The 21,766-nt window shown below is 69.8% G+C and carries 22 protein-coding genes and 1 pseudogene; 12 read left to right on the forward strand and 11 right to left on the reverse strand.

The genetic code is table 11. The features are described 5' to 3' along the window. The first annotated feature begins 63 nt into the window (after positions 1-63). The 5 genes from PH203_RS14690 (at position 64) to PH203_RS14710 (ending at position 3,949) form a co-directional block, all read left to right on the forward strand. Positions 64-1,044, forward strand: a complete 981-nt coding sequence (locus PH203_RS14690; protein ID WP_289920374.1) for a ribose-phosphate diphosphokinase — start codon at positions 64-66, stop codon at positions 1,042-1,044. Positions 1,045-1,277: 233 nt separating this feature from the next. Further along, positions 1,278-1,871 (forward strand): 50S ribosomal protein L25/general stress protein Ctc, encoded by a 594-nt coding sequence (locus PH203_RS14695; protein WP_289920375.1) that lies wholly within the window; start codon positions 1,278-1,280, stop codon positions 1,869-1,871. Positions 1,872-1,944: 73 nt separating this feature from the next. Next, positions 1,945-2,562 carry an aminoacyl-tRNA hydrolase gene (gene pth, locus PH203_RS14700; protein ID WP_289920376.1) on the forward strand — a complete coding sequence of 206 codons (618 nt, stop codon included), beginning with the start codon at positions 1,945-1,947 and terminating at the stop codon, positions 2,560-2,562. A 52-nt stretch (positions 2,563-2,614) separates the two neighbouring features. Further along, complete coding sequence (locus PH203_RS14705; RefSeq protein WP_289920377.1) at positions 2,615-3,130, forward strand: hypothetical protein; 516 nt, start codon at positions 2,615-2,617, stop codon at positions 3,128-3,130. A 135-nt stretch (positions 3,131-3,265) separates the two neighbouring features. Then, positions 3,266-3,949, forward strand: coding sequence for an LPXTG cell wall anchor domain-containing protein (locus PH203_RS14710; protein ID WP_289920378.1), 684 nt, complete (start codon positions 3,266-3,268; stop codon positions 3,947-3,949). Positions 3,950-4,045: 96 nt separating this feature from the next. Here the strand turns inward: PH203_RS14710 and ppc are convergent, their stop codons facing one another. Then, on the reverse strand, positions 4,046-6,796 hold the full coding sequence (gene ppc, locus PH203_RS14715) for a phosphoenolpyruvate carboxylase (RefSeq protein WP_289920379.1): 2,751 nt from the start codon (positions 6,794-6,796) through the stop codon (positions 4,046-4,048). Between the two features lie 305 nt (positions 6,797-7,101). Between ppc and PH203_RS14720 the strand changes: the two genes are divergently transcribed. Beyond that, entirely contained in the window at positions 7,102-8,112 is a 1,011-nt protein-coding gene (locus PH203_RS14720) for a fatty acid desaturase (RefSeq protein WP_289920380.1), read from the forward strand. Then, positions 8,109-8,786, forward strand: a complete 678-nt coding sequence (locus PH203_RS14725) for a TetR/AcrR family transcriptional regulator (protein ID WP_289920381.1) — start codon at positions 8,109-8,111, stop codon at positions 8,784-8,786. The genes PH203_RS14720 and PH203_RS14725 overlap by 4 nt, the downstream gene beginning before the upstream one ends. A gap of 189 nt (positions 8,787-8,975) precedes the next feature. Here PH203_RS14725 and PH203_RS14730 read toward each other — a convergent pair whose 3' ends face one another. From PH203_RS14730 to PH203_RS14740, 3 genes are all read right to left on the reverse strand, one after another. After that, positions 8,976-9,149: a CsbD family protein gene (locus tag PH203_RS14730; RefSeq protein WP_289920382.1), complete on the reverse strand. Its 174-nt coding sequence runs from the start codon at positions 9,147-9,149 to the stop codon at positions 8,976-8,978. A 90-nt stretch (positions 9,150-9,239) separates the two neighbouring features. Further along, positions 9,240-9,605 carry a VOC family protein gene (locus tag PH203_RS14735; RefSeq protein WP_289920383.1) on the reverse strand — a complete coding sequence of 122 codons (366 nt, stop codon included), beginning with the start codon at positions 9,603-9,605 and terminating at the stop codon, positions 9,240-9,242. A gap of 886 nt (positions 9,606-10,491) precedes the next feature. After that, positions 10,492-11,307: a trans-aconitate 2-methyltransferase gene (locus PH203_RS14740; RefSeq protein ID WP_289920384.1), complete on the reverse strand. Its 816-nt coding sequence runs from the start codon at positions 11,305-11,307 to the stop codon at positions 10,492-10,494. A 133-nt stretch (positions 11,308-11,440) separates the two neighbouring features. Here PH203_RS14740 and tamR point away from each other — a divergent pair, with 133 nt between their 5' ends. Next, positions 11,441-11,938 (forward strand): MarR family transcriptional regulator TamR, encoded by a 498-nt coding sequence (tamR, locus tag PH203_RS14745; RefSeq protein ID WP_059196100.1) that lies wholly within the window; start codon positions 11,441-11,443, stop codon positions 11,936-11,938. Here the strand turns inward: tamR and PH203_RS14750 are convergent. Then, complete coding sequence (locus PH203_RS14750; protein ID WP_289920385.1) at positions 11,897-12,664, reverse strand: response regulator transcription factor; 768 nt, start codon at positions 12,662-12,664, stop codon at positions 11,897-11,899. The genes tamR and PH203_RS14750 overlap by 42 nt on opposite strands. 282 nt (positions 12,665-12,946) lie before the next feature. Between PH203_RS14750 and PH203_RS14755 the strand changes: the two genes are divergently transcribed. After that, positions 12,947-13,390, forward strand: a complete 444-nt coding sequence (locus PH203_RS14755) for a GNAT family N-acetyltransferase (RefSeq protein ID WP_289920386.1) — start codon at positions 12,947-12,949, stop codon at positions 13,388-13,390. On the opposite strand, the gene PH203_RS14760 is transcribed toward PH203_RS14755, so the two are convergent. From PH203_RS14760 to galT, 5 genes are all read right to left on the reverse strand, one after another. After that, positions 13,387-14,085 carry a hypothetical protein gene (locus PH203_RS14760; RefSeq protein ID WP_289920387.1) on the reverse strand — a complete coding sequence of 233 codons (699 nt, stop codon included), beginning with the start codon at positions 14,083-14,085 and terminating at the stop codon, positions 13,387-13,389. The two genes, PH203_RS14755 and PH203_RS14760, sit on opposite strands and share 4 nt — an antisense overlap. Positions 14,086-14,251: 166 nt before the next feature. Next, positions 14,252-14,854 (reverse strand): hypothetical protein, encoded by a 603-nt coding sequence (locus PH203_RS14765; protein ID WP_289920388.1) that lies wholly within the window; start codon positions 14,852-14,854, stop codon positions 14,252-14,254. Between the two features lie 159 nt (positions 14,855-15,013). Continuing rightward, positions 15,014-16,168 carry a galactokinase gene (gene galK, locus PH203_RS14770; RefSeq protein WP_289920389.1) on the reverse strand — a complete coding sequence of 385 codons (1,155 nt, stop codon included), beginning with the start codon at positions 16,166-16,168 and terminating at the stop codon, positions 15,014-15,016. Then, the gene (gene galE / locus PH203_RS14775; protein ID WP_289920390.1) at positions 16,168-17,130 is read right to left on the reverse strand and encodes a UDP-glucose 4-epimerase GalE; all 963 of its coding nucleotides are present in this window, start codon (positions 17,128-17,130) and stop codon (positions 16,168-16,170) included. The genes galK and galE overlap by 1 nt, the downstream gene beginning before the upstream one ends. Further along, positions 17,127-18,197 (reverse strand): galactose-1-phosphate uridylyltransferase, encoded by a 1,071-nt coding sequence (gene galT, locus PH203_RS14780; protein ID WP_289920391.1) that lies wholly within the window; start codon positions 18,195-18,197, stop codon positions 17,127-17,129. Before galT ends, galE begins: the two co-directional genes overlap by 4 nt. Positions 18,198-18,308: 111 nt before the next feature. On the opposite strand from galT, the gene PH203_RS14785 reads away from it, so the two are divergent. The 3 genes and pseudogenes from PH203_RS14785 to PH203_RS14795 form a co-directional block, all read left to right on the forward strand. Further along, positions 18,309-19,997 (forward strand): sodium:solute symporter family protein, encoded by a 1,689-nt coding sequence (locus tag PH203_RS14785; RefSeq protein ID WP_289920392.1) that lies wholly within the window; start codon positions 18,309-18,311, stop codon positions 19,995-19,997. A gap of 21 nt (positions 19,998-20,018) precedes the next feature. Beyond that, positions 20,019-20,354, forward strand: a complete 336-nt coding sequence (locus PH203_RS14790; protein ID WP_289920393.1) for a hypothetical protein — start codon at positions 20,019-20,021, stop codon at positions 20,352-20,354. 104 nt (positions 20,355-20,458) lie between these two features. Beyond that, positions 20,459-20,736, forward strand: a pseudogene (locus PH203_RS14795) (ATP-binding protein); the annotation flags it as partial. 70 nt (positions 20,737-20,806) lie between these two features. Here the strand turns inward: PH203_RS14795 and PH203_RS14800 are convergent. Beyond that, entirely contained in the window at positions 20,807-21,502 is a 696-nt protein-coding gene (locus PH203_RS14800) for a response regulator transcription factor (RefSeq protein WP_289920394.1), read from the reverse strand. Positions 21,503-21,766 lie beyond the last annotated feature (264 nt).

Consider the following 21,766-nt stretch of genomic DNA (forward strand, 5'->3'; position numbering starts at 1 on the left):
CCGTCGCGCCCAGCGGCGAGGCGTTTCGACAGCCGGCTGAGACACCTCTGAGGAGACAGTGCTGTGACCGGGATCAAGACGACCGGCGAGAAGAAGATGATGTTCTTCTCCGGCCGCGCCCACCCCGAGCTTGCCGAGGAGGTCGCCCAGCAGTTGGGTGTCGGGGTTGTCCCGACGAAGGCCTTCGACTTCGCCAATGGCGAGATCTATGTCCGTTACCAGGAGTCGGCGCGTGGTGCGGACTGTTTTGTGATCCAGAGCCACACGGCTCCGATCAATCAGTGGATCATGGAGCAGTTGATCATGATCGATGCGCTGAAGAGGGCTTCGGCGCGGTCGATCACGGTCATCGTGCCGTTCTACGGTTACGCGCGGCAGGACAAGAAGCACCGTGGGCGTGAACCGATCTCGGCGCGGCTCATCGCGGATCTGATGAAGACGGCCGGTGCGGATCGGATCCTGACGGTCGATCTGCACACGGACCAGATTCAGGGCTTCTTCGACGGTCCGGTCGATCATCTGTTCGCTCTGCCGCTGCTTGCGGACTATGTGGGCGACAAGGTGGACCGGGACAAGCTGACGGTGGTGTCGCCTGACGCCGGTCGTGTGCGGGTGGCGGACCGTTGGTGCGACCGTCTGGGTGCGCCGCTGGCGATCGTGCACAAGCGGCGTGACAAGGACGTCGCGAACCAGGTCACCGTGCATGAGGTGGTCGGTGAGGTGAAGGGTCGTGTGTGTGTCCTGGTGGACGACATGATCGACACCGGTGGCACGATCTGTGCGGCGGCGGATGCGCTGTTCGCGCATGGTGCGGAGGATGTCATCGTCACGGCGACGCACGGTGTGCTGTCGGGGCCTGCCGCGGATCGGTTGAAGAACTCGCGGGTGAGTGAGTTCGTGTTCACGAACACGCTGCCGACGCCGGGTGAGCTGGCGGCGGATCTGGACAAGCTGACGGTGCTGTCGATCGCTCCGACGATCGCGAGTGCGGTGCGTGAGGTGTTCGAGGACGGTTCGGTGACGAGCCTGTTCGACGAGCAGTGAGCTTGCTGCGCTTGAGGCAGAACGCTTCTGCATGATCGCCTGCGTCCGGCGGGCGCTGATGATCGATTTTTCTGTGGCCTCCTTCGCCGAGTAAGCTGCTCAGGTTGCTCGGCGAGGGAGGCCGTACCTGTTCACGCGGGTGCCGGCGCTCCGTTATCGACGCGCTCTTCGTAGCAGGCCGTTCGTGGCCGGGTGACCCTGTCCGTTTCTCACCCATACGAGGAGTGATCCGTATGTCCGAGGTAAAGATCTCCGCCGAGACCCGCAGCGAGTTCGGCAAGGGTGCCGCCCGCCGTATCCGTCGTGACTCCAAGGTTCCCGGTGTGCTGTACGGCCACGGTTCGGACCCGATCCACCTGACCCTCCCGGGCCACGACCTGCTGCTCGCGCTGCGTACGCCGAACGTCCTGATCTCCCTGGACATCGACGGCAAGGCCAACGAGCTGGCGATCCCGAAGTCGGTTCAGCGTGACCCGATCAAGGGCTTCCTGGAGCACGTCGACCTGCTGCTGGTCAAGCGTGGCGAGAAGGTCACGGTCGAGGTCCCGGTGCACACCGAGGGCGAGCTGGCCGCGGGCGGCAACCTGCTGGAGCACGTGCTGAACGCGCTGCCGGTCGAGGCCGAGGCGACCCACATCCCCGAGGCCGTCACGGTCTCCATCGAGGGCCTGGAGGCCGGTGCCTCCGTCCTCGCCAAGGACATCACGCTCCCGGCCGGCACCACGCTGGCCGTCGAGGAGGACGCTGTCGTCCTGCAGGTCCTGGCCGCGCAGGCCGAGGAGAGCAGCGAGGAGTCGGGCGCGGGCGACGAGGCCGCCGAGGCCTGAGCCTGAAGCTCTGCAAGAATTCGTCGGCCGCTGCTTCCGTACGGGAGCGGCGGCCGACGCGTATCGAGGAGACATGGACGTGACCACCGCTGCGGGCGCCGCCCCCGCCAACGCCCCCTGGCTGATCGTCGGCCTCGGCAACCCCGGACCGGAGTACGCGGCCAACCGGCACAACGTCGGTTTCATGGTGGCCGATCTGCTGGCGGAGCGGATCGGGGGGAGGTTCAAGCGGGCCGGGAAGGCGCAGGCGCAGGTCGTGGAGGGGCGGATCGGTCCGCCGGGGCCGTTGAACCGCCGGGTGATCCTGGCCAAGCCGATGTCGTACATGAATCTGTCGGGCGGGCCGGTCAATGCGCTCAAGGATTTCTACAAGGTGCCCGTCGCGCATGTCGTGGCGGTCCATGACGAGTTGGACATCGATTACGGCACGTTGCGGCTGAAGCTGGGCGGTGGGGACAACGGGCACAACGGGCTGAAGTCGATGACGAAGGCTTTCGGTGCCGAGTATCACCGGGTGCGGTTCGGGATCGGGCGGCCGCCGGGGCGGATGCAGGTCGCGGACTTCGTGCTGAAGGATTTCTCCTCCGCGGAGCGCAAGGAGCTGGACTACTTCGTGGACCGGGCGGCGGACGCGGTGGAGTGTCTGGTGATCGAGGGGCTTGAGCGGGCGCAGAGTACGTACAACTCCTGACTTGTCGGGGTGCGGAGACGGCCGAGGTTGACGCGCTGTCCGGGCATGGCCAATGATCCCGGCCATGCCTGCCACAGCCGCCAAGTCCCGTCAGGCCGCTCGCCCCGCCTCGGTCGCCGCGCTCCGGTTCGGTCGGCTCGCGGCGATGGGCGCGGTCGCGGTGCTGATCCTGATCGCGGGGGTGTGGGCGTCGTGGGGCACCGCGCAGCACGTGATGCTGACGAAGGGCCGGGAGAGCGGCACGATCGAGGTGACGCGGTGCGGGGAGGACACGTGCACCGGTCCTTATACGCCGATCTCCGAGGGGTCCAAGGCGCGTGCCGAGGTGGTCATCGAGAAGACGGTTGCGGTGCGCAAGGGTGAGACGTACACCGTCGTCGTGAAGCCGAGCAGTGATGACGTGGTGCGGTCCGGGCCGTCCGGGGTTCTGTACTCGTGGGTTCCGTTCGGTGGTGCGCTGTTGCTGGCGTCGGTGGTGGTCGCGGGTGGATTGGGGCGTGCGCGGGGCGCGTGGCTCATGGCGGGGGCGGGTGTCGTGCTGCTGACCGCCGCTTTCGTGACCATCTGAGGACTTTCGGGGTTCTCCACAACTGTGGAGAACCCAAGCGTTGCCTGTTTGTGATTGACCTTGGGTCAGGTGTGGCTGGAAGCTGAGCCGCCCCCTCCACATCTTCCCTGTCACATCTCGAAGATGGACTGCCCCATGCGTACCCTCACCCGCGCCGGCGCCCTGTCCGCCGTCGCCGTGGCCGCGCTGCTCGCGGCCCCCTCCGCCCACGCCACTCCTATTGCCGCAGGCCACGGCGACAACGGCACCGTGAAGGTCCACGACGCCACCACCGGCGAGGAGTTGCGGCGCAACGAGCCGCACGTCTGCACGTTCTATCTGGACGCCTTCGGCTTCGACTCCGTCCAGGAGGTCGACTGGCACATCGAGGCCTGGGCCCCGACGGCCGACGTCAAGGGCGAGACGGTGAAGTCCGGCGAGATCACCCTCGACGCCGAGGGCCACGGCCGGACCGAGGACCTGTCGCTGCCGGACGGCCACTACAAGCTGTTCTGGAACTTCGAGGGCGAGAACGGCTCCGCCAAGCACAAGGTGTTCTGGACGGACTGCGAGGACTCCGACGACGGCGGCAAGCCCGGTGAGACGCCGTCCTCGTCCGTGGCTCCGTCGGCCTCGGCGTCCGAGTCGGCGCCCGCCGGTGAGTCCTCGGAGCCTTCCGCGTCCTCGTCGCCGTCCGCCCAGGGCGGTGCCGGCGGCGACAGCGAGGGCGGCGACCTCGCCGAGACCGGCAACGGCGCTCCGGTGGGCCTGCTGAGCGGCGCTGCGGCGGCGCTGGTGGCCGCGGGTGGCTACCTGGTGTTCCGGCGCCGTAGGGCATAAGCGCCGTAAGGCATAAGCCCGTAAGGCATGAGCACTGGATACGGCGGTGCCCCCGAGGTTCGGCCTCGGGGGCACCGCCGTTTGCGCGTAGGGGCGTCAGCCGGTGTTGCGCAGGCCCGCCGCGACGCCGTTGACGGTGAGGAGGAGGGCGCGGGCCAGGGTCGGGTCCGGTTCCTCGCCCGCGGCGGCCGCGTCGCGCTGGCGCTTGAGGAGGGCGACCTGGAGGTAGGAGATCGGGTCCAGGTAGGCGTCGCGGATGGTGAACGTCTGCCTCAGGACGGGCTGGGCGTCCAGGAGCTCGTCCTCGCCGGTGATCTTCAGGACCTCGCTGACGGTGAGGGCGTGCTCGGCCTCGATGTCGGCGAAGACGTGCTGGAGCTCGGCCGGGACGAGGGTCTCGACGTAGTGGCGGGCGATGCGCAGATCGGTCTTGGCGAGGGTCATCTCGACGTTGGAGATGAAGTTGCGGAAGAAGTGCCACTGCTCGTGCATCTCGGCCAGCACGCCCTCTCCTCCCAATGTTGCAGTGAGGCCCGCCTCGCGCAGCGCCTTCAGCCCGGAGCCGACGCCGTACCAGCCGGGGACGATCTGCCGGGACTGGGTCCAGCCGAACACCCACGGGATGGCGCGCAGGCCGTCGAGGGAGACGCCCGAGCCGGGCCGGCGGGCGGGCCGCGAGCCGAGGTGGAGGTCGGCGAGCTGGTCGACGGGCGTCGATGCCAGGAAGTACGTCGGCAGGTCGGGGTCCTCGACCAGCTTGCGGTAGGCGGCGTGCGCGGCGTCGGAGACGACGTCCATGGCGGCGTCCCAGCGGGCCAGGGCCTCGTCGGACTGGCGCGGCGCGGTGTGCAGGGCGGAGGCCTGCAGCGTGGCCGCGACGGTCAGTTCGAGGTTCTCGCGGGCCAGTGAGGGGACGAGGTACTTGTCGGAGATGACCTCGCCCTGCTCGGTCACCTTGATCTCGCCCTCCAGGGTGCCCCAGGGCTGGGCGAGGATCGCGTCGTGCGAGGGGCCGCCGCCGCGGCCGACGGTGCCGCCGCGGCCGTGGAAGAGGCGCAGGCGGACGCCGTAGCGGTGGGCGACGTCGCGCAGGCGGCGCTGGGCGCGGTGGATCTCCCACTGGGAGGTGGTGATGCCGCCGAACTTGGAGGAGTCGGAGTAGCCGAGCATGACCTCCTGGACGTCCCCGTTGAGCGCGACCAGGCGCCGGTAGGAGGGGTCGGAGAGCATGTCCTCGAGGATGGTGTCGGCGGCCTTGAGCTCGTCGGTGGTCTCCAGGAGCGGCACGATGCCGATCTTCGCCCAGCCGGCGTGCAGGTCGATGAGGCCGGCCTCGCGCGCCAGGACGGTCGCGGCGAAGACGTCGTCGGCGCCCTGGCACATCGAGATGATGTACGACTCGATGACCTCGGGGCCGAAGACGTCGAGGGCCCGCTTGATGGTGTGGAAGACGCCGAGGGTCTTCTCGCCCGCCGCGTCCAGGGGCGCCGGGGTGGGGGCCAGGGGGCGGCGCGAGCGGAGTTCCTTGGCGAGGAGCCTGCCGCGGTAGTCGCGGGGCATGTCGGCGTAGCGCCAGGATTCCTCGCCGAGGCGGTCGAAGAGCTGGCCGAGGGTGTGGTGGTGGGCGTCGGCGTGTTCGCGGACGTCCATGGTGGCGAGCTGGAGGCCGAAGGCGGCCAGGGTGCGGATGGTGCGGTTCATCCGGCCCTCGGCGAACAGGCCGCCGCGGTGTTCGCGCAGGGAGGTCTGGATGAGCGTGAGGTCGTGCAGCAGCTCGGATGTGCCGAGGTAGTCGCGGCCGTCCTCGTGCGGGGTGTTCTTCGCCAGCCGGAGCTTGGTGTTCTCCAGCTTCTGGCGGATCGCGGTGGCCTTGAGCCGGTAGGGCTCCTCGGCGTTCAGCCGCTTGTAGCGGGGGCTGATCTCCGGCAGGCGCTCCAGGTCGGCCCGGAGCGAGGCGAGGAGCTCGTCGGTGGCGCCGGTGTAGCGGATGGAGTTCGACAGGAAGCCGCGCAGCTCGTCGATGAGGTCGAGGGCGTCGTTGATGCCGTGCTCGTGCTGGAGGATCAGTACGTCCCAGGTGACCTGGGGGGTGACGTTGGGGTTGCCGTCGCGGTCGCCGCCGATCCAGGTGCCGAAGGTCAGCGGCCGGGTGTCCTTGGGGAGGGTGACGCCGACGCGCTCCAGTTCGGCCGTCAGGTCCTCCAGGACGTCGCCGACGGCGCCAGCGTGGAGTTCGTCCAGGTAGTAGATGGCGTTGCGGGACTCGTCGGTCACCTCGGGGCGGACGACGCGCAGTTCGTCGGTCTGCCAGACCAGGTCGATGTTCTCGGCGAGGCGGGTGTCGTAGCGGCGGCGGTCGGTCTCCAGGACGGGGGTCTCCAGGAGCGCGGCGATGCGCCGGAGCTTGTTGAGGACGGAGCGGCGGGCAGCCTCCGTCGGGTGGGCCGTGAACACCGGACGAACATTGAGGTTCTGGACCGTCTGGCGCAGGTGCTCGGGGTCGGCGTCCTTGAGGCGGTCGGCGGTGCGGGCGAGGAGGCCGCCCTCGGCGGCGCGCTTGGCCCGCAGTTCGCGGCCGCGGTGGACCTGCTCGGTGACATTGGCCAGGTGGAAGTAGGTGGAGAAGGCGCGCACCAGCTTGGCGGCGGTCTCCAGCTCGGTGCCCCGCAGCAGCTCGGCGGCGGCGTCACCGTCCTCGCGGGTGAGGCGGCGGACCTTCTCGACGAGTTCGAGGAGTTCCGGGCCCTCCTGGCGGACGAGGGTCTCGCCGAGGAGGTCACCGAGGCGCCTGATGTCGGCGCGCAGCTCACTCGAAGTCGTGGTGGTCTGGTCGTCGGCACTGCTCACAGGTGCGGCTCCTTGCAGTGTTGAAGCTCGTCCGGGAGGGAACCCGTAGGCCGTCTCGCGCGGCGGGTGCCGCATACGGGCCGGACATCCGGGAAGAAATGAGAGCGGACCGCGCTGTCCGAACGACTCCAGGATAGGTGTCCGTGCGCAGGCGCAGACTTTTGGGCTCTTGCCGTCGCGGGACGCGCTGCCATACTTACGATGCCGTAGGTTACGGACCCGTAGGGAAGCACCGCTCGACTCCCGCTCGGCTCCTGTGACCAGGCCCTTGTCACAAAACCCTCGAACCCCACAGGGGACGCCCCATGACCGCAAGCTCCGATGTGATCGAAGACGCCCCGAAGCCGTCCGACGATTCCCCGCTGCCGTCCGCCACCCTGGGCGGCGAGCAGAAGCGCTCGCTGGAGCAGATCACCCTTCTGCTCTTCATCATCGTTCCCTTCCTCGCGGTGCTCGCGGCGGTGCCGCTGGCGTGGGGCTGGGGAGTGAGCTGGCTGGACCTCGGTCTGCTCGTCTTCATGTACTTCCTCGGCTGCCACGGCATCACGATCGGTTTCCACCGCTACTTCACGCATGGTTCGTTCAAGGCCAAGCGCCCGTTGCGGATCGCGCTGGCGATCGCGGGGTCGATGGCGGTGGAGGGGCCGCTGGTGCGGTGGGTCGCCGACCATCGCAAGCACCACAAGTTCTCGGACGCGGAGGGCGACCCGCACTCCCCGTGGCGGTTCGGTGAGACGATCCCGGCGCTGATGAAGGGCCTGTGGTGGGCGCACATCGGCTGGATGTTCGACGAGGAGCAGACGCCGCAGGACAAGTACGCGCCGGATCTGATCAAGGACCCGGCGATCCGCCGGATCTCCCGGGGCTTCATCTTCTGGGCGATGCTGTCCCTGGCCGTCCCTCCGCTGGTCGGCGGTCTGGTGACGATGTCGTGGTGGGGCGCGTTCACGGCGTTCCTGTGGGGTTCGCTGGTCCGGGTCTGTCTGCTGCACCACGTGACGTGGTCGATCAACTCGATCTGCCACGCGGTGGGCAAGCGGCCGTTCAAGTCGCGGGACCGTTCGGGCAATGTGTGGTGGCTGGCGGTGCTGTCCTGCGGTGAGTCGTGGCACAACCTGCACCACGCCGACCCGACCTCGGCGCGGCACGGTGTGATGCGCGGTCAGATCGACTCCTCGGCGCGGCTGATCCGCTGGTTCGAGGCGCTGGGGTGGGCGTACGACGTGCGCTGGCCGTCACGCTCACGTATCGATTCACGCCGTAACACCGGCGAAGACGGCTCCCGACGCCGGACGGAGCCCGCGAAGGCGGCATGATTGACGCCGTGGCGACCGACTCAAGCAGCACCGAGAGCAATGAGAAGCCGCGGCGCGCGCGTCGCACCCGGATGACGGGGGCCCAGCGTCGGGAGCAGCTGCTCGAGATCGGTCGCGCCCTCTTCGCCGCCAAGGGTTTCGAGGCCACGTCGGTGGAGGAGATCGCGGCGAAGGCCGGGGTGTCCAAGCCGGTGGTGTACGAGCACTTCGGCGGCAAGGAGGGCCTGTACGCGGTGGTGGTGGACCGCGAGATGCGGCGACTCCTTGACATGGTGACCGGCTCGCTGACCGCGGGTCATCCGCGTGAGCTGCTGGAGCAGGCGGCGTTCGCGCTGCTGGACTTCATCGAGGAGTACACGGACGGCTTCCGCATCCTGGTCCGTGACTCCCCCATCCCGCAGTCGACCGGGTCCTTCGCCTCGCTGATCTCCGAGATCGCGACGCAGGTGGAGGACATCCTGGGCCGCGAGTTCAAGCTCCGCGGCTTCGACCCCAAGCTGGCTCCGCTGTACGCCCAGGCCCTGGTCGGCATGGTCGCGCTGACCGGGCAGTGGTGGCTGGACGTCCGCCGGCCGAAGAAGGCGGAGGTCGCGGCCCATCTGGTGAACCTGGCGTGGCACGGCCTGGACGGCATGGAGCAGAAGCCGCGGCTGATCGGGCATCGCCGGAGCTGAGCGCTCCGCTGGGCGTGCGGCGAGGGGTTGTCGGTGCGCTGCGGGGCTGTGGTGGCCGGTCGCGCCCACGCGGCGGGGCCGCACATCTGGCGGCGCCCGAAGTCGGTCGCCGCCTGAGGCGGTCACGGGTCGAAGACAGTCAGCGTTCGAAGACGGTCACCGCTTGAAGACGGTCACCCTTGAAGACGGTCACCGCTTGAAGACGTCCTTCGCCTTCTCCTTCGCCTGACGTGCGTCGCCCTTCATCTGTTCGGCCCGGCCCTCGGCGGTCATCCGCTCGTTGCCGACGGCACGGCCCATGGCCTCCTTGCCCTTGCCCTTCATCTGTTCCTTCTTGGCCTTGGCCTTCTGTTCCTTCGTCACGTCACTCACTCCCGACGGGGTCGGCCCCCCGGCTGTCACTTCGGCGAGTGGCCGTGCGCGAGGGGACTCAAACAACCGGCTCCGGCCTTCTCACGTTCCCAGGGGTTCCAGGAACTCCAGCCGGTTGCCGACGGGGTCGTAGGAGTAGAAGCGCCGGTGCCCCGGCAGATCCACGTCCCAGGTGACGACGGCTCCCCGCGCCTGCAGCCGGGCGGCGTACGTGTCGAGGTCGATGACCCGCAGCCCGGGATGCGCCTTCAGCGCGGGCCGGAAGTTCACGTCGATCCCGAGGTGCAGCTGCACGGCCCCGGCCTGGAACCAGCACCCGCCGCGCGCCGCGAGCACGGGCGGCTTGGGTATCTCGCGCATGCCGAGGACCCCGGCGTAGTAGGCCCGCAACCGGTCCTCGGAGCCGGGCGGGGCGGCGAGCTGGATGTGATCGATTCCTGTGAGCATCTGGCTCCGCTTTCTTTCGTGGGATTCGGTCGGTCGTGGCGGCGGTCGCGCAGGCGGGGCGACGGGTCGCGCGGACGGGGCAACGGGTCACGCGGGCGGCGCGGCGAGTGACGCGGGCAGGGCGGGGACGGCCCCGCCACCGGCCCGGTCCGGCAGGGCGCACTGACTGCGCCGGGCCCACGGCGGTGACCAGGAACCGCACGCCGCCTTCCGCCGCTCGGTGTTCCGCACCGTGCGGGACCTGGTCTCCTGGGCCTTCGACAGCCGCGGACGCGCCGGAGGCGGACGGTGTCGGCGGGCCCTGATCGCGCCCGGCGTCCGCCGCCCGGCCCGGAGCGACCGCCGGCCTCGACCCCCGCCTCGCCGGCCTCGCGGCCCTCCGCCGGTGGGAGGTACCCGTCCGGGTGGCCCGCCCGGCCTGGCGCGACCACCGGCCTTACCCCCGCCCGGCGGCCTCACAGCCTTCCGCCGGTGGGGGATTCCGGTCCGGGTGCCCCACCCGACCCGTCCCGACCACCGCCCTTACGCCCGCCTCGGCAGCCCCGCGACCCTCCCCCGGTGAGAGGTTCCGGCCCGGGTGCCTCACCCGACCTGTTCCGACCGCCAGCCTTATCCCGGCCTCGGCGACCTCGCACCCCTCCCCGGTGGGGGATTCCGGTCCGGGTGCTCCACCCGGCCCACCCGGCCCAGCCCGACCACCGTCCTCGACCCCGCCTCACCGGCATCACGCCCCTCCGCCCTCATTTCCGCCTCACCGGCCTCACAGCCTGCCGCCGACGGGGAGATTCCCACCCAGGTGCCGGCGCGGTGTGGGCAGAGGACGCGAGGTCGGTCGCCGGGCCCGCCGGCCCCGGCCGCCGCTGCCTCCCGCAGCCCGCGGAACGCGTCAGGCGGATTCCTTGCGGGCGACGGCGAAGATCCGGCGGAACGGGAAGGGGGTGCCGTGCGGGCCCGCCGGATATGCCTTGCGCAGGGCGTCCCGGTAGCGGTGCACGAAGTCGTCGCGGGCCTCGGGGGTGTCGGCGAGGGCGGTGAGGACCGGGCGCAGTCCGGTGCCTTTGACCCAGTCCAGGACCGGGTCCTCGCCGGTGAGGAGATGGATGTATGTCGTCTCCCAGACGTCGGCCGTGCAGCCGAGGGCGGTGAGGTGTTCGAGGTAGGTCTCGGGGGTGAGGACGGCGTCGTCGTGGCGGAGGAGTCCGGCGAGGCCGGCGGAGTCGGCGAGTTCGCGCATCAGCTGGTGGCTGGGGGCGCCGAAGTTGCCGGGGACCTGGAAGGCGAAGGTGCCGCCGGGGGCGAGTCCGGCGATCCAGTCGGCGAAGCGGTCCGCGTGGCCGGGGACCCACTGGAGGGTCGCGTTGCTGATGATGACGTCGTAGGGCTGTGCCGGGGTCCAGGTGCGGGCGTCGGCGTGGGCGAAGTCGAGGCGGCCGCCGCCCGGGGTGGGGCCTTCGTGCCGGGTGTGGGCCTGGTCGAGCATCTCGGGGGAGTTGTCGTAGCCGGTGATGCGGGCGGTGGGCCAGCGGTCGGCGAGGAGGGCGGTGACGTTGCCGGGGCCGCAGCCGAGGTCGGCGATGCGCGGGGCGGGCCCCGGTGGCTCCGGGACGCGGGCCAGGAGGTCGATGAAGGGGCGGGCCCGGTGGTCGGCGTGGCGGAGGTACTGGGCGGGGTCCCAGGTGGGCGCGGATCCGTTGTCGGTCATGGGTCCACCATGAACCCTGCTTTATCTTGACGTCAAGATACTTCTCACCAAGAGGCTCTATTCCGAAAGGCTTGATCCCGAGATACTTCACCTCAAGAGACTCAACGTCGACACAACCACTAGACTGATCGTCATGGAGGACGAGGTCGATCGGCTGGTCGCAGCGTGGCGCCGGGAGCGCCCGGACCTCGACGTGGAACCGCTCGAGGTGCTCAGCCGGGTGAGCAGACTGGCCCGGCACCTGGACCGGGCACGCCGGCTTGCCTTCTCCGAGCACAGCCTGGAGCCCTGGGAGTTCGACGTCCTGACGGCACTGCGGCGCGCGGGAACGCCGTATCAGCTCTCGCCGGGGCAGCTGCTGACGCAGACCCTGGTCACGTCCGGCACGATGACGAACCGGATCGACCGGCTGGCCAAGAAGGGCCTGGTGGAACGTCTGCCGGACCCGTCGGACCGCCGTGGCGTCCTGGTCCGGCTGACGGACGAGGGCCGGGACCGCGCGGACCAGGCCCTGGCCGGGCTGCTCGACCAGGAGCGCGCGATCCTCGCGGAACTCTCCCGCGCCCAGCGGGGCGAACTGGCGGGGCTGCTACGCCAGCTGACCGCCCCGTTCGACAACATCCCCGGCTAGGTCGACCGGTCCGACACCCGCCCGGCGGGCGAGCGCGACGGCGGCCAGCGTGGAGTGCACGCCGAGCTTGCCGAGGACGTTCTGCATATGGGTGCGGACGGTGTGCGGGGACAGGAACAGCCGCTCGGCGACCGCCTTCCTGCCCAGCCCGGCCACCATGCACCGCAGCACCTCGCGCTCGCGCGGAGTCAGCGACTCCACCAGCCGCTCGCTCTCGGTGCGGTGCTTGCGCGCGGCGGTGAGCTCCCTGAGGACCCCGGTGAGCAGCGCGGGCGGCAGATGCGTCTCCTCGCGCAGGACCCCGCGGATGACGGTCAGCAGTCTGGACAGCGAGCAGTCCTTGGCCACCCAGCCGGAGGCCCCGGCCTGCAGCGCCAGCGCCGCCCGCCGCGGGTCGTCCTTCTCGGCGAGCACGACGATCCGTACGCCGGGCTGGGCGGAACGCACCCCGGCGACCAGCGAGATGCCGTCGACGAGCCCGTCCTCACCCGCCTCCGGCACGGGTACGGTCGGCCGGATGCCCTGGACGTTGCCGCCCAGGTCGGCGTCGACGAGCAGGACGTCGAAGCGGCGCCCCTCGGCGGCCGCGCGCTCCAGACTGCGCAGCGCGGCGGGACCGCTGCCGGCGGCGGAGACGTCGACGTCGGGCTCGGCGGCCAGTGCGGCGGCGAGCGACTCGGCGAAGATGCGATGGTCGTCGACGACCAGGACTCGGATGCGAACCACGAAACCCCCTTCCCCAAGCTCTCTTTAAGAGCAGGGGATTACCCCATCGTCGGGAGACGGAAGACGGTTGAAGACCGGCGCAGGTACGACGCCCGAAGCACGATGGCCGCACGGCCGCCGCCGTGCACGAACTGCTACCCCCACTTCGGGCGCCGTACCCGACTGTCTCGCCCCCTGATCAGCACCGGCCCCCACCGGTGCTGTTCATCAGGGTACGGCCGGGGGGCAGGAGCGGAAGGTAATTTGCAGAACTGCTTGTCCAGCGCGTTTATCGTGTGCCGCATGTTTCGTATTGAGACAGAAGTCGACAGACACCGGCGCGATCTGCTGCACAAACGGCTCCGCGACACCAATACGGCGGCCTCCCCGGTCCTCCGCGCCCTGCGCGGAACCCCAGGTGAACGTGAACTTCCGCTCCACGTCTGGGCCTTGGACGACACCGGCGCACTGGCGGGCGGTCTGGTCGGTCACACCTGGACGACCTGGCTGCACGTGACCTACCTCTGGGTCGACGGGCGGTGGCGGGGGGCGGGGCTGGGTTCGCAGTTGCTCGCGACGGCGGAGTCGCTGGCCGGCACCGAGCGGGGTTGCGTGAACTCCCGGCTGGAGACCTGGGACTTCCAGGCGCCGGAGTTCTACCGGAAGCAGGGGTACGAGGTGGTGTGCGTGATCCCCGACTATCCGCCGGGGATCACGGAGTACACGCTGACGAAGAGGCTCGGCTAGAACGCTTTGGCGCAGATGGTGTCGTACGGCCGTCCGACCACGACCGTCAGCCGGACGGGGTCGGTGGTGCCTGAGGGGCACCGGGCGGAGCCGCCCTCGACGAGGCCGAGCACCTTGAGGTCACCGGCTCCGGACTGGGCGCACGCGATCTCCTGGGCCTCCTGGTCGATGCAGTCGCCCTTCACCAACTGGCCGCCGCCGGCGCCCGCGTCCCCGGGATGGTCGCCCGTCAGATTGCGTCCGCAGACGGTGTCGGTGGGGATCCCGCCGCCGCCCCCGCTGTCGTCGGGGTCCGAACCGAACGACATCGACACCTCGATGATCAGGTCGGTGCCCGCCGGGCACTGGATCGCGGCGGGCAGGATGCTGCCGTCCATGATCTTCAGGGCCTTGAAGGTGGCGGCCGAGTCACCGCAGTCGAAGGCCTTGTACCCGTCGGGTGCCCGGTCGGGGTCGGGGCCGCCGCAGTCGCCGATCTTCCACGCACCCGAACTCCCGCCGCCGTCGGCTGGGTCCGAGGCGGAGGCGGAGGCCGCGGAGGACGGTCTCACGGAGGACGTGTCGTCGCTGTCCTTGCCGCCGGTGAACCACCAGATCGCGTACACGATCCCGATCAGCACCACCAGCGACACACAGCCCCTGAGACACCCCGGCCCCTGCCGGGGTGCGGCCTGAGGACCGTCCTGCACAGCCATGAGATCCCCCTCCGCTGTCGGCGATATGTCCACCGTCACATGGAATGGGGGCTTCCGCGGGGGCAGTTACCTTCTCAGGACGCCCGAGGGACCGGGCGGGGACAATCCCCACACATCGTTCGGACCCGGTGCTTCCGGTCCTTCCGGTCCTTCCGGCACTTCCGGGTCACAGGGGCACGTCCGCCGTGGAGTCCAGGCCCCGGCGTCTGCGGAGATGGCCGCGCCGGCCCGCCAGTGCCGCCATCAGGGTCCAGGCGACGACGCCCGTGATCAGACCGCCCATGCGGCCGGAGGGGTCGACGCCCTCGGCTTCCGCCAGCGGCACCTCGCCCTCCGGGTCCCGGATGATGTCGAACCGGTCGCCCACCTCCGGCGCCCCGACGTCGCCGTCGTAGTCGTACTTCTCCTCCAGTTCGGTGCCGTCCGCGCGCTGGAGGGTGAAGCCGGTCGCGGTGTCCGCCACGACGACCACGCTCTCGTGCACCCCGCGCCGCTCCAGGGCCGCCTCGGGTGCGTACTGGACCGCGCCGACCAGGACGAACAGCGACGGCACCGCGGACAGGACGCCCAGCCACCAGGCGCGGTGCAGCAGGATCAGGGACACGGCGAAGGCGAGGCACACCACCACGCCGACGGAGATGGGAACCGCCTCCAGGCCCAGGGCCAGATACGCGACGAGTACGGTGCCTGCCGCGCCCGCCCACCCGAACACCATGACCGCGACCGTGCGCCGCGCGGACTGCCACGGGTCGACGAACAGTCCGCCCATGGCGTTCAGCGGTGTGGTCCTTTGTCTGCGTACCGCCCCCGGCATCCCTACTCCTTGTCGCACACTCTCCCTGACCTGCGGCTGCACTCTACTGATCGCCGGACGCGCCTCGGCCCCGGGCCCGATCACGGGCGCGGGGCCGACAGCATGCGCGGTGCGTCAGACGAGCCTGCGGGCCCCCGGCGAAGGCACCGCCTCGAACACGCGCGGGGCCGTGAACCCGGCTGCGGCGAAGGCCTCTTCGACGGCCTTGGTGATGGTCTCGACGTCGGTGACGTCCGCGAGGACGATCGCCGAGCCGCCGAAGCCGCCGCCGGTCATGCGGGCACCCAGGGCGCCGGCGGCGAGGGCGGTGTCGACGACCAGGTCCAGCTCCGGGCAGGAGATGCGGAAGTCGTCGCGCAGGGAGGCGTGGCCCTCGACCAGCACCGGGCCGATCGCCCGGGTGTCGCCCGACTCCAGCAGGGACACGACGCGTTCGACCCGCTCGTCCTCCGTCACCACGTGGCGGACCAGTCGTACGACCTCTTCGTCGTCGCCGAGTCGGGCGAGCGCCTCGTCCAGCTCCGCGTACGGCACGTCCCGCAGGGCGTCCACGCCCAGCAGCGCGGCCCCCTTCTCGCAGCCCGCGCGGCGCTTGCCGTACTCGCCCTCGCTGTGGGAGTGCTTGACCTGGGTGTCGACGACGAGGAGGCGCATGCCCTCGGCCGCGAGGTCGAAGGGGATCTGCTTCTGGGACAGGTCGCGGGTGTCGAGGAAGAGGGCGTGGCCGTCCTCGCAGCAGGCGGACGCGGTCTGGTCCATGATGCCGGTCGGGGCGCCGACGTAGACGTTCTCGGCGCGCTGGCACAGACGGGCCAGCTGCCGGCGCGGGAGGCCCAGTTCGAAGAGGTCGTTGACGGCGAGAGCCACCACGACCTCCAGTGCCGCCGACGAGGACAGGCCCGCGCCCGCCGGGACCGTCGACGCCAGATGGATGTCGGCTCCGGTGACCGCGTGGCCGGCCTCGCACAGGGCCCAGACCACGCCCGCCGGGTACGCCGTCCAGTTCCTGTCCGACTCGGGGGCGAGGGCGTCGAGCCGCAGCTCGACAACGCCGCCCTCGACGTCCGCCGAGTGCAGTCGCAGAATGCCGTCGTCCCGCCGCGAGACCGCAGCGACGGCGGTGTACGGCAGCGCGAAGGGCATCACGAAGCCGTCGTTGTAGTCGGTGTGCTCACCGATGAGGTTGACGCGGCCCGGCGCCGCCCAGACCCCTTCGGGCTCGGTTCCGTAGAGCTCGACGAAACGGTCCCGCACCTGCTGCCCCACCACTACTGCTCCCTTGCGATCTTCTGCGTGAACTCCCACGCGTCCGCGACGATCCCCGCGAGATCCGCGCGGGACGGGTTCCAGCCCAGCTTCTCGCGGGCGGCCTCGGCCGATGCCACCAGGACCGCCGGGTCGCCACCGCGGCGGGGTGCCACGACCTCCGGGATCGGGTGGCCGGTGACCTGGCGGACCGTCTCGATGACCTGGCGGACGGAGAAGCCCTCGCCGTTGCCGAGGTTGCAGATCAGGTGCTCGCCCGGCTGCGCGGCCTCCAGGGCCAGCAGGTGGGCCTCGGCCAGGTCCGCGACGTGGATGTAGTCGCGGACGCAGGTGCCGTCGGGGGTCGGGTAGTCCTCGCCGAAGACGGAGATGGCGTCCCGCCTGCCCTGGGCGACCTGGAGGATCAGCGGGATGAGGTGCGACTCGGGGTCGTGGCGCTCACCGAACTCGCCGTACGCGCCCGCCACGTTGAAGTAGCGCAGGGAGACCGCGCCCAGGCCGTGGGCGGCCGCCTCGCCGGTGATCATGTGGTCGACGGCGAGCTTGGTGGCGCCGTACGGGTTGGTGGGCTTCGTCTGTGCGGACTCGACGATCGGGACCTGCTCCGGCTCGCCGTACGTGGCGGCCGTGGAGGAGAAGACGAGCCTGCGGACGCCTGCCTCGCGCATGGCGCCGAGCAGGGCCATCGTGCCGCCGACGTTGTTGTCCCAGTACTTCTCGGGCTTGACGACCGACTCGCCGACCTGGGAGAAGGCGGCGAAGTGCAGGACGCCGTCGTAGGAGGGGTCGAGCCACTTGCCCGCGTCACGGATGTCGCCCTCGATGAAGGCCGCGCCGGCCGGGACGCCCTCGCGGAAGCCGGTGGAGAGGTTGTCGAGGACGACGACCTCGTGGCCGGCTTCGAGGAGGTGCTGGGCCACGACACTGCCGACGTAACCCGCGCCACCTGTCACCAGGTACTTCATGAACTCGCTACCTCTCGCAGTCGCTCGGCCGCGGCCTCCGGCCGGATGTCGTTGATGAACACGTTCATGCCGGACTCGGAACCCGCGAGAAACTTCAGCTTGCCGGAGGTGCGGCGGATGGTGAAAAGCTCGAGGTGGAGCGCGAAGTCGTCACGGCTGACGGCTGCGTCCCCATCGAATTCCTCCAACGCGCCGAACGGGGCCTGGTGCCAGGCCGCGATGTAGGGCGTGGGCGGCTCACCTTCGCCGAAGATCCGGTCGAAGCGCCTCAAGAGTTCCAGATAAACCTGGGGAAATTCTGAGCGCGCGTCCTCGTCGAGCCCGAGCAGGTCCGGCACCCGGCGCTTGGGGTACAGGTGGACCTCGTAGGGCCAGTGCGCGGCGTACGGCACGAAGGCCGCCCAGTGTTCACTCTCCAGGATGACCCGCTCGTCGGCGAGCTCGCGCTCCAGGACGGCGTCGAAGAGGTTCTCACCTCCGGTCGCCTCCTTATGAGTTGCGACAGAACGCAGCATGAGCGCGGTGCGCGGAGTGGTGAAGGGGTACGCGTAGATCTGCCCGTGCGGGTGACCCAAGGTCACACCGATCTCCGCACCACGGTTCTCGAAGCAGAACACCTGTTCCACGGAGGGCAGATGAGACAGCTCCGACGTCCGGTCCGTCCACGCCTCCAGGACCAGCCGCGCCTGCTCCTCGGTGAGATCGGCGAAGGACGCGTTGTGGTCGGAGGTGAAGCAGACGACCTCGCAGCGGCCGGAGTCCCCGGCCAGCGACGGGAAGCGGTTCTCGAAGACGACGGCGTCGTACGACGAGTCCGGGATCTCGCTGAGGCGGTCGCCCTGCGAGGGACAGAGCGGGCACTCGTCGGCCGGCGGGTGGTAGGTGCGGCCCTGGCGGTGCGAAGCGATCGCGACGGAGTCACCGAGCAGCACATCACGCCGCACCTCGGACGTGGTGACGGTCCGGTCCAGCGGGCGGCGGTCGACCGCGTCCCGCACGGTGTCGTCGCGCAGGTCGTAGTAGATGAGCTCGCGACCGTCGGCCAGTCGGGTCGAGGTCTTCTTCACCGCCGGACTCCTTCACTCAAACAGAACTAAACACAAGTAATCATAACTCGACAGTCGCGTCAACGGCGGAATCAAACAAAGAGCACCAGCGGAAGGGTTGAATGGCTGCCCATGCAAACCCCCACAAAAGTCACATATCTAGCAGCAGAGCTACGACTCCCCACGAACTGGCTCGACTACACGATCCTCGGCATCTACTTCGTGGTGGTCCTCGGCATCGGCTTCGCCGCCCGCAGATCCGTCAAGACCAGCCTCGACTTCTTCCTCTCGGGCCGCTCCCTGCCCGCCTGGATCACCGGCCTCGCCTTCATCTCCGCCAACCTGGCCGCCACCGAGATCCTCGGCATGGCCGCCAACAGCGCGCAGTACGGCGTCTACACCGTGCACTGGTACTGGATCGGCGCCATCCCGGCCATGGTCTTCCTCGGCCTGGTGATGATGCCCTTCTACTACGGCAGCAAGGTCCGCTCGGTCCCCGAGATGCTCCTGCTGCGCTTCGACAAATGGGCGCACCTGCTGAGCTCGGCGCTCTTCGCCTTCGCCGCGATCCTGATCTCGGGCGTGAACCTGTACGCCCTCGCGATCGTCGTGGAGGCGCTGCTGGGCTGGCCGCAGTGGGTGGCGATCGTGGTGGCCGGTGCGTTCGTCCTGGCCTACATCACCCTCGGCGGCCTGTCCTCGGCGATCTACAACGAGGTCCTGCAGTTCTTCGTGATCCTCGCGGCGCTGATTCCGATCGTCGTCCTGGGCCTGAAGAAGGTGGGCGGCTGGGGCGGTCTGTCGGACAAGCTGACGGCCGAGCACGGCGCCGACTTCACGACGGCGTGGGGCGGCACGGGCATCGGCAGCGCCAACCCGCTGGGCGCGAACTGGCTGACGATCGTGCTGGGCCTGGGCTTCGTGCTGTCCTTCGGCTACTGGACGACGAACTTCGCGGAGGTGCAGAGGGCACTGTCGGCGAAGAACCTGAGCGCGGCCCAGCGGACGCCCCTGATCGCGGCCTTCCCGAAGATCTTCATCGTGTTCCTGGTGATGATCCCGGGCCTGACGGCCGCGGCCCTGATCCCCGGCTTCGGTACGACGGACTCGGGCTACCAGTATAACGACGCGATCCCGTACCTGATGGAACAGCTGCTGCCGAACGGCGTGCTGGGCATCGCGGTGACGGGTCTGCTGGCGGCGTTCATGGCGGGCATGGCGGCGAACGTCTCGTCGTTCAACACGGTGTTCACGAACGACATCTGGGCCAGGTACGTGGTCAGGGGCCAGGAGGACGGGTACTACGTCCGCTTCGGCCGGCTGATCACGGTGATCGGCGTGGTGGCGTCGGTGGGTACGGCGTTCCTCGCCTCCTCCTTCTCGAACATCATGAGCTACCTCCAGACCCTGTTCTCCTTCTTCAACGTGCCGATGTTCGTGGTCTTCATCGTCGGCATGTTCTGGAAGCGGGCGTCGGCGAAGTCGGGCTTCTGGGGTCTGCTCGCCGGCACGGTCGCGGCGATGGTGAACTACTTCTGGATCTACAAGCAGGGCATCGTCGACATCCCCTCCGACCAGGGCGCCAACTTCGTCTCGGCGATCGTGGGCTTCGTGGCGGGTGCGGTGGTGATGTTCGCGGTGTCGTTGTTCACCGCCCCGAAGCCGGCCGCGGAGCTCCAGGGCCTGGTCTACGGCACCCGCTCCCCCGGCATGTCCGAGGCGCCCTCCGAGGGCGACGACGCCTGGTACCGCAGGCCCGCCCTCCTCGGCTGGGGCGCGATCATCCTGGCCGCCGCCTGCTACATCCCGTTCTCGTTCTGATCCGGGGAGGATCGAGGAACCATGTCTGAGAATTCCGACCACTTCGGACGTCCCGACCACTCCGGATACTCCGAAGAGGACGTCCAGCGGGAAGTCACCGAACTACAGGCCAAGTCGGCCACCGCGGCCCGCATCTTCGACCTGCGCCGCATCATCGGCGGCCTGTTCGTGCTGTACGGCGTCATCGTCACGATCGCCGGGATCAATCCGTCGGACTCGACACTCGACAAGGCGGAGGGGGTCAACATCAACCTGTGGACCGGGCTGGGGATGCTGCTCCTCGGAATCTTCTTCCTGGTGTGGCTGAAGCTGCGGCCCACTCCGCCGCCGGTGCCGGAGAAAACGGCGGACGAGTAAGAGCGCCCGGACGGCGGGCGGGGCCGGGGCCCGATGGGACTCCGGCCCTGTGGGACCTACGACAGCTCGGTCAGCTGCGCCTCGACGACGGCGGCCGGTACGGAGAAGTCCTCGGAACCGAGCTCGTCGCCAACGCCGTACGGCACACCCAAGGGCCCGCCATGCTGCAGGTGCGGTAGGAGGAGGGCGTGCTGCGCATCGGGGCGTGGGACGCGGATCCCGAACCGTCCGAGCCGCCGGGGAAGTCGGCCCTGCTCACCGACCCCGAGGAGGGCACGGGCTGGCACCGGTCATGGCCTGGGCGGATCTATGGGGATGGCAGCCGTCGGGCAGGGACGGCAGCCGGGGTGAATACATGTGGTGCGAGCCGGCCGCGGACTGACCGCGCTCCGGAGCCCCCGAGAGCCCCCGGCACCTCTCCGGCACCTTCTCCACGCCGTCAGACCTCCCCGTCAGACCTCGCCCCCCGCCCCCGAATGCGGCACCGGCCCCGCCCGGTCCAGCAACCCCGTCCGGGCGGCCAGCGCCGCCGCCTCCAGCCTTGACCCCACGCCCAGCTTCATCAGCACCCGCTGGACATGGGTGCGGGCGGTGGACGGTGCTATGCCCATGCCCGCCGCGATGAGCCGGGTGTCCTCGCCGTCGGCGACCCGGACCAGGACCTCGACCTCTCTCGGCGTCAGCATCTGGAGGAGTCGCTGGCCCTCGTCGTCCGGTTGGGCCGCCGGGTTGAGGAGTTCGCTGAAGGCGCCCTGGAGCAGCTGCGGGGCCACGGCCGCCTCACCCGCCCTCGCCTTCATGATCGCGCGCTCCACGCCTTCGATGCGCTCGTCGTGGCGGACATACCCCGACGCTCCGGCCGCGAACGCCGCCGCGATGCCGCGTGGGCTCGGGACCGGGCCCAGCACCAGGACCGCCACCTGTGGACGGTCGCGTTTGATCTTCACCACCGGGTCGAAGATGCCCGGTTCGGCCGGTGTGGCGGTGCCCAGGAGGCACACCTCCGGCGCCCGGGTGATCACCAGTTCCGCCGCGCCCGCGGCGGGTGCCGCCGCGGCCAGCACCCGGTGTCCCCGCAGCTTCAGTGCCGAGGCCAGTGCCTCGGCGAGCAGTCGGTGGTCGTCGACCACCATGAGCCGCACTCCCATCGAGCAACCCCCCAGTCCCCCCAATGGATCCCCATGCACCGCTCTGGATGCCCACTGGTCCGCACGGACAGAAGCCCCCTCCCGGCTCCCCCCGCTCTCCATGCCCCCGGAAGCTACACGCTTGTTCGACGTTACGCTCCCCCTACTGGTGAGAAGTGCCCCGGATCGACGGAATTTCCGGCATTCGAGATTGATGGGTGGTACGTGCAAGGCCCCGCCCCTGAGCAGGGACGGGGCCTTGCGGCGCGGGCGTGTTCACGCCCA

Source organism: Streptomyces sp. S.PB5, from assembly GCF_030403745.1.
Classification (GTDB): Bacteria; Actinomycetota; Actinomycetes; order Streptomycetales; family Streptomycetaceae; genus Streptomyces.

Excerpts from the sequence above, each read along its gene's own strand:
- PH203_RS14695 (WP_289920375.1), top strand. The coding sequence starts at position 1,278 with ATGTCCGAGGTAAAGATCTCCGCCGAGACCCGCAGCGAGTTCGGCAAG.
- pth (WP_289920376.1), top strand. The coding sequence starts at position 1,945 with ATGGACGTGACCACCGCTGCGGGCGCCGCCCCCGCCAACGCCCCCTGG.
- PH203_RS14705 (WP_289920377.1), top strand. The coding sequence starts at position 2,615 with ATGATCCCGGCCATGCCTGCCACAGCCGCCAAGTCCCGTCAGGCCGCT.
- PH203_RS14710 (WP_289920378.1), top strand. The coding sequence starts at position 3,266 with ATGCGTACCCTCACCCGCGCCGGCGCCCTGTCCGCCGTCGCCGTGGCC.
- PH203_RS14720 (WP_289920380.1), top strand. The coding sequence starts at position 7,102 with ATGACCGCAAGCTCCGATGTGATCGAAGACGCCCCGAAGCCGTCCGAC.
- PH203_RS14725 (WP_289920381.1), top strand. The coding sequence starts at position 8,109 with ATGATTGACGCCGTGGCGACCGACTCAAGCAGCACCGAGAGCAATGAG.
- PH203_RS14735 (WP_289920383.1), bottom strand. The coding sequence starts at position 9,605 with ATGCTCACAGGAATCGATCACATCCAGCTCGCCGCCCCGCCCGGCTCC.
- PH203_RS14740 (WP_289920384.1), bottom strand. The coding sequence starts at position 11,307 with ATGACCGACAACGGATCCGCGCCCACCTGGGACCCCGCCCAGTACCTC.
- tamR (WP_059196100.1), top strand. The coding sequence starts at position 11,441 with ATGGAGGACGAGGTCGATCGGCTGGTCGCAGCGTGGCGCCGGGAGCGC.
- PH203_RS14755 (WP_289920386.1), top strand. The coding sequence starts at position 12,947 with ATGTTTCGTATTGAGACAGAAGTCGACAGACACCGGCGCGATCTGCTG.
- PH203_RS14760 (WP_289920387.1), bottom strand. The coding sequence starts at position 14,085 with ATGGCTGTGCAGGACGGTCCTCAGGCCGCACCCCGGCAGGGGCCGGGG.
- PH203_RS14765 (WP_289920388.1), bottom strand. The coding sequence starts at position 14,854 with ATGGGCGGACTGTTCGTCGACCCGTGGCAGTCCGCGCGGCGCACGGTC.
- galE (WP_289920390.1), bottom strand. The coding sequence starts at position 17,130 with ATGAAGTACCTGGTGACAGGTGGCGCGGGTTACGTCGGCAGTGTCGTG.
- PH203_RS14785 (WP_289920392.1), top strand. The coding sequence starts at position 18,309 with ATGCAAACCCCCACAAAAGTCACATATCTAGCAGCAGAGCTACGACTC.
- PH203_RS14790 (WP_289920393.1), top strand. The coding sequence starts at position 20,019 with ATGTCTGAGAATTCCGACCACTTCGGACGTCCCGACCACTCCGGATAC.
- PH203_RS14800 (WP_289920394.1), bottom strand. The coding sequence starts at position 21,502 with ATGGGAGTGCGGCTCATGGTGGTCGACGACCACCGACTGCTCGCCGAG.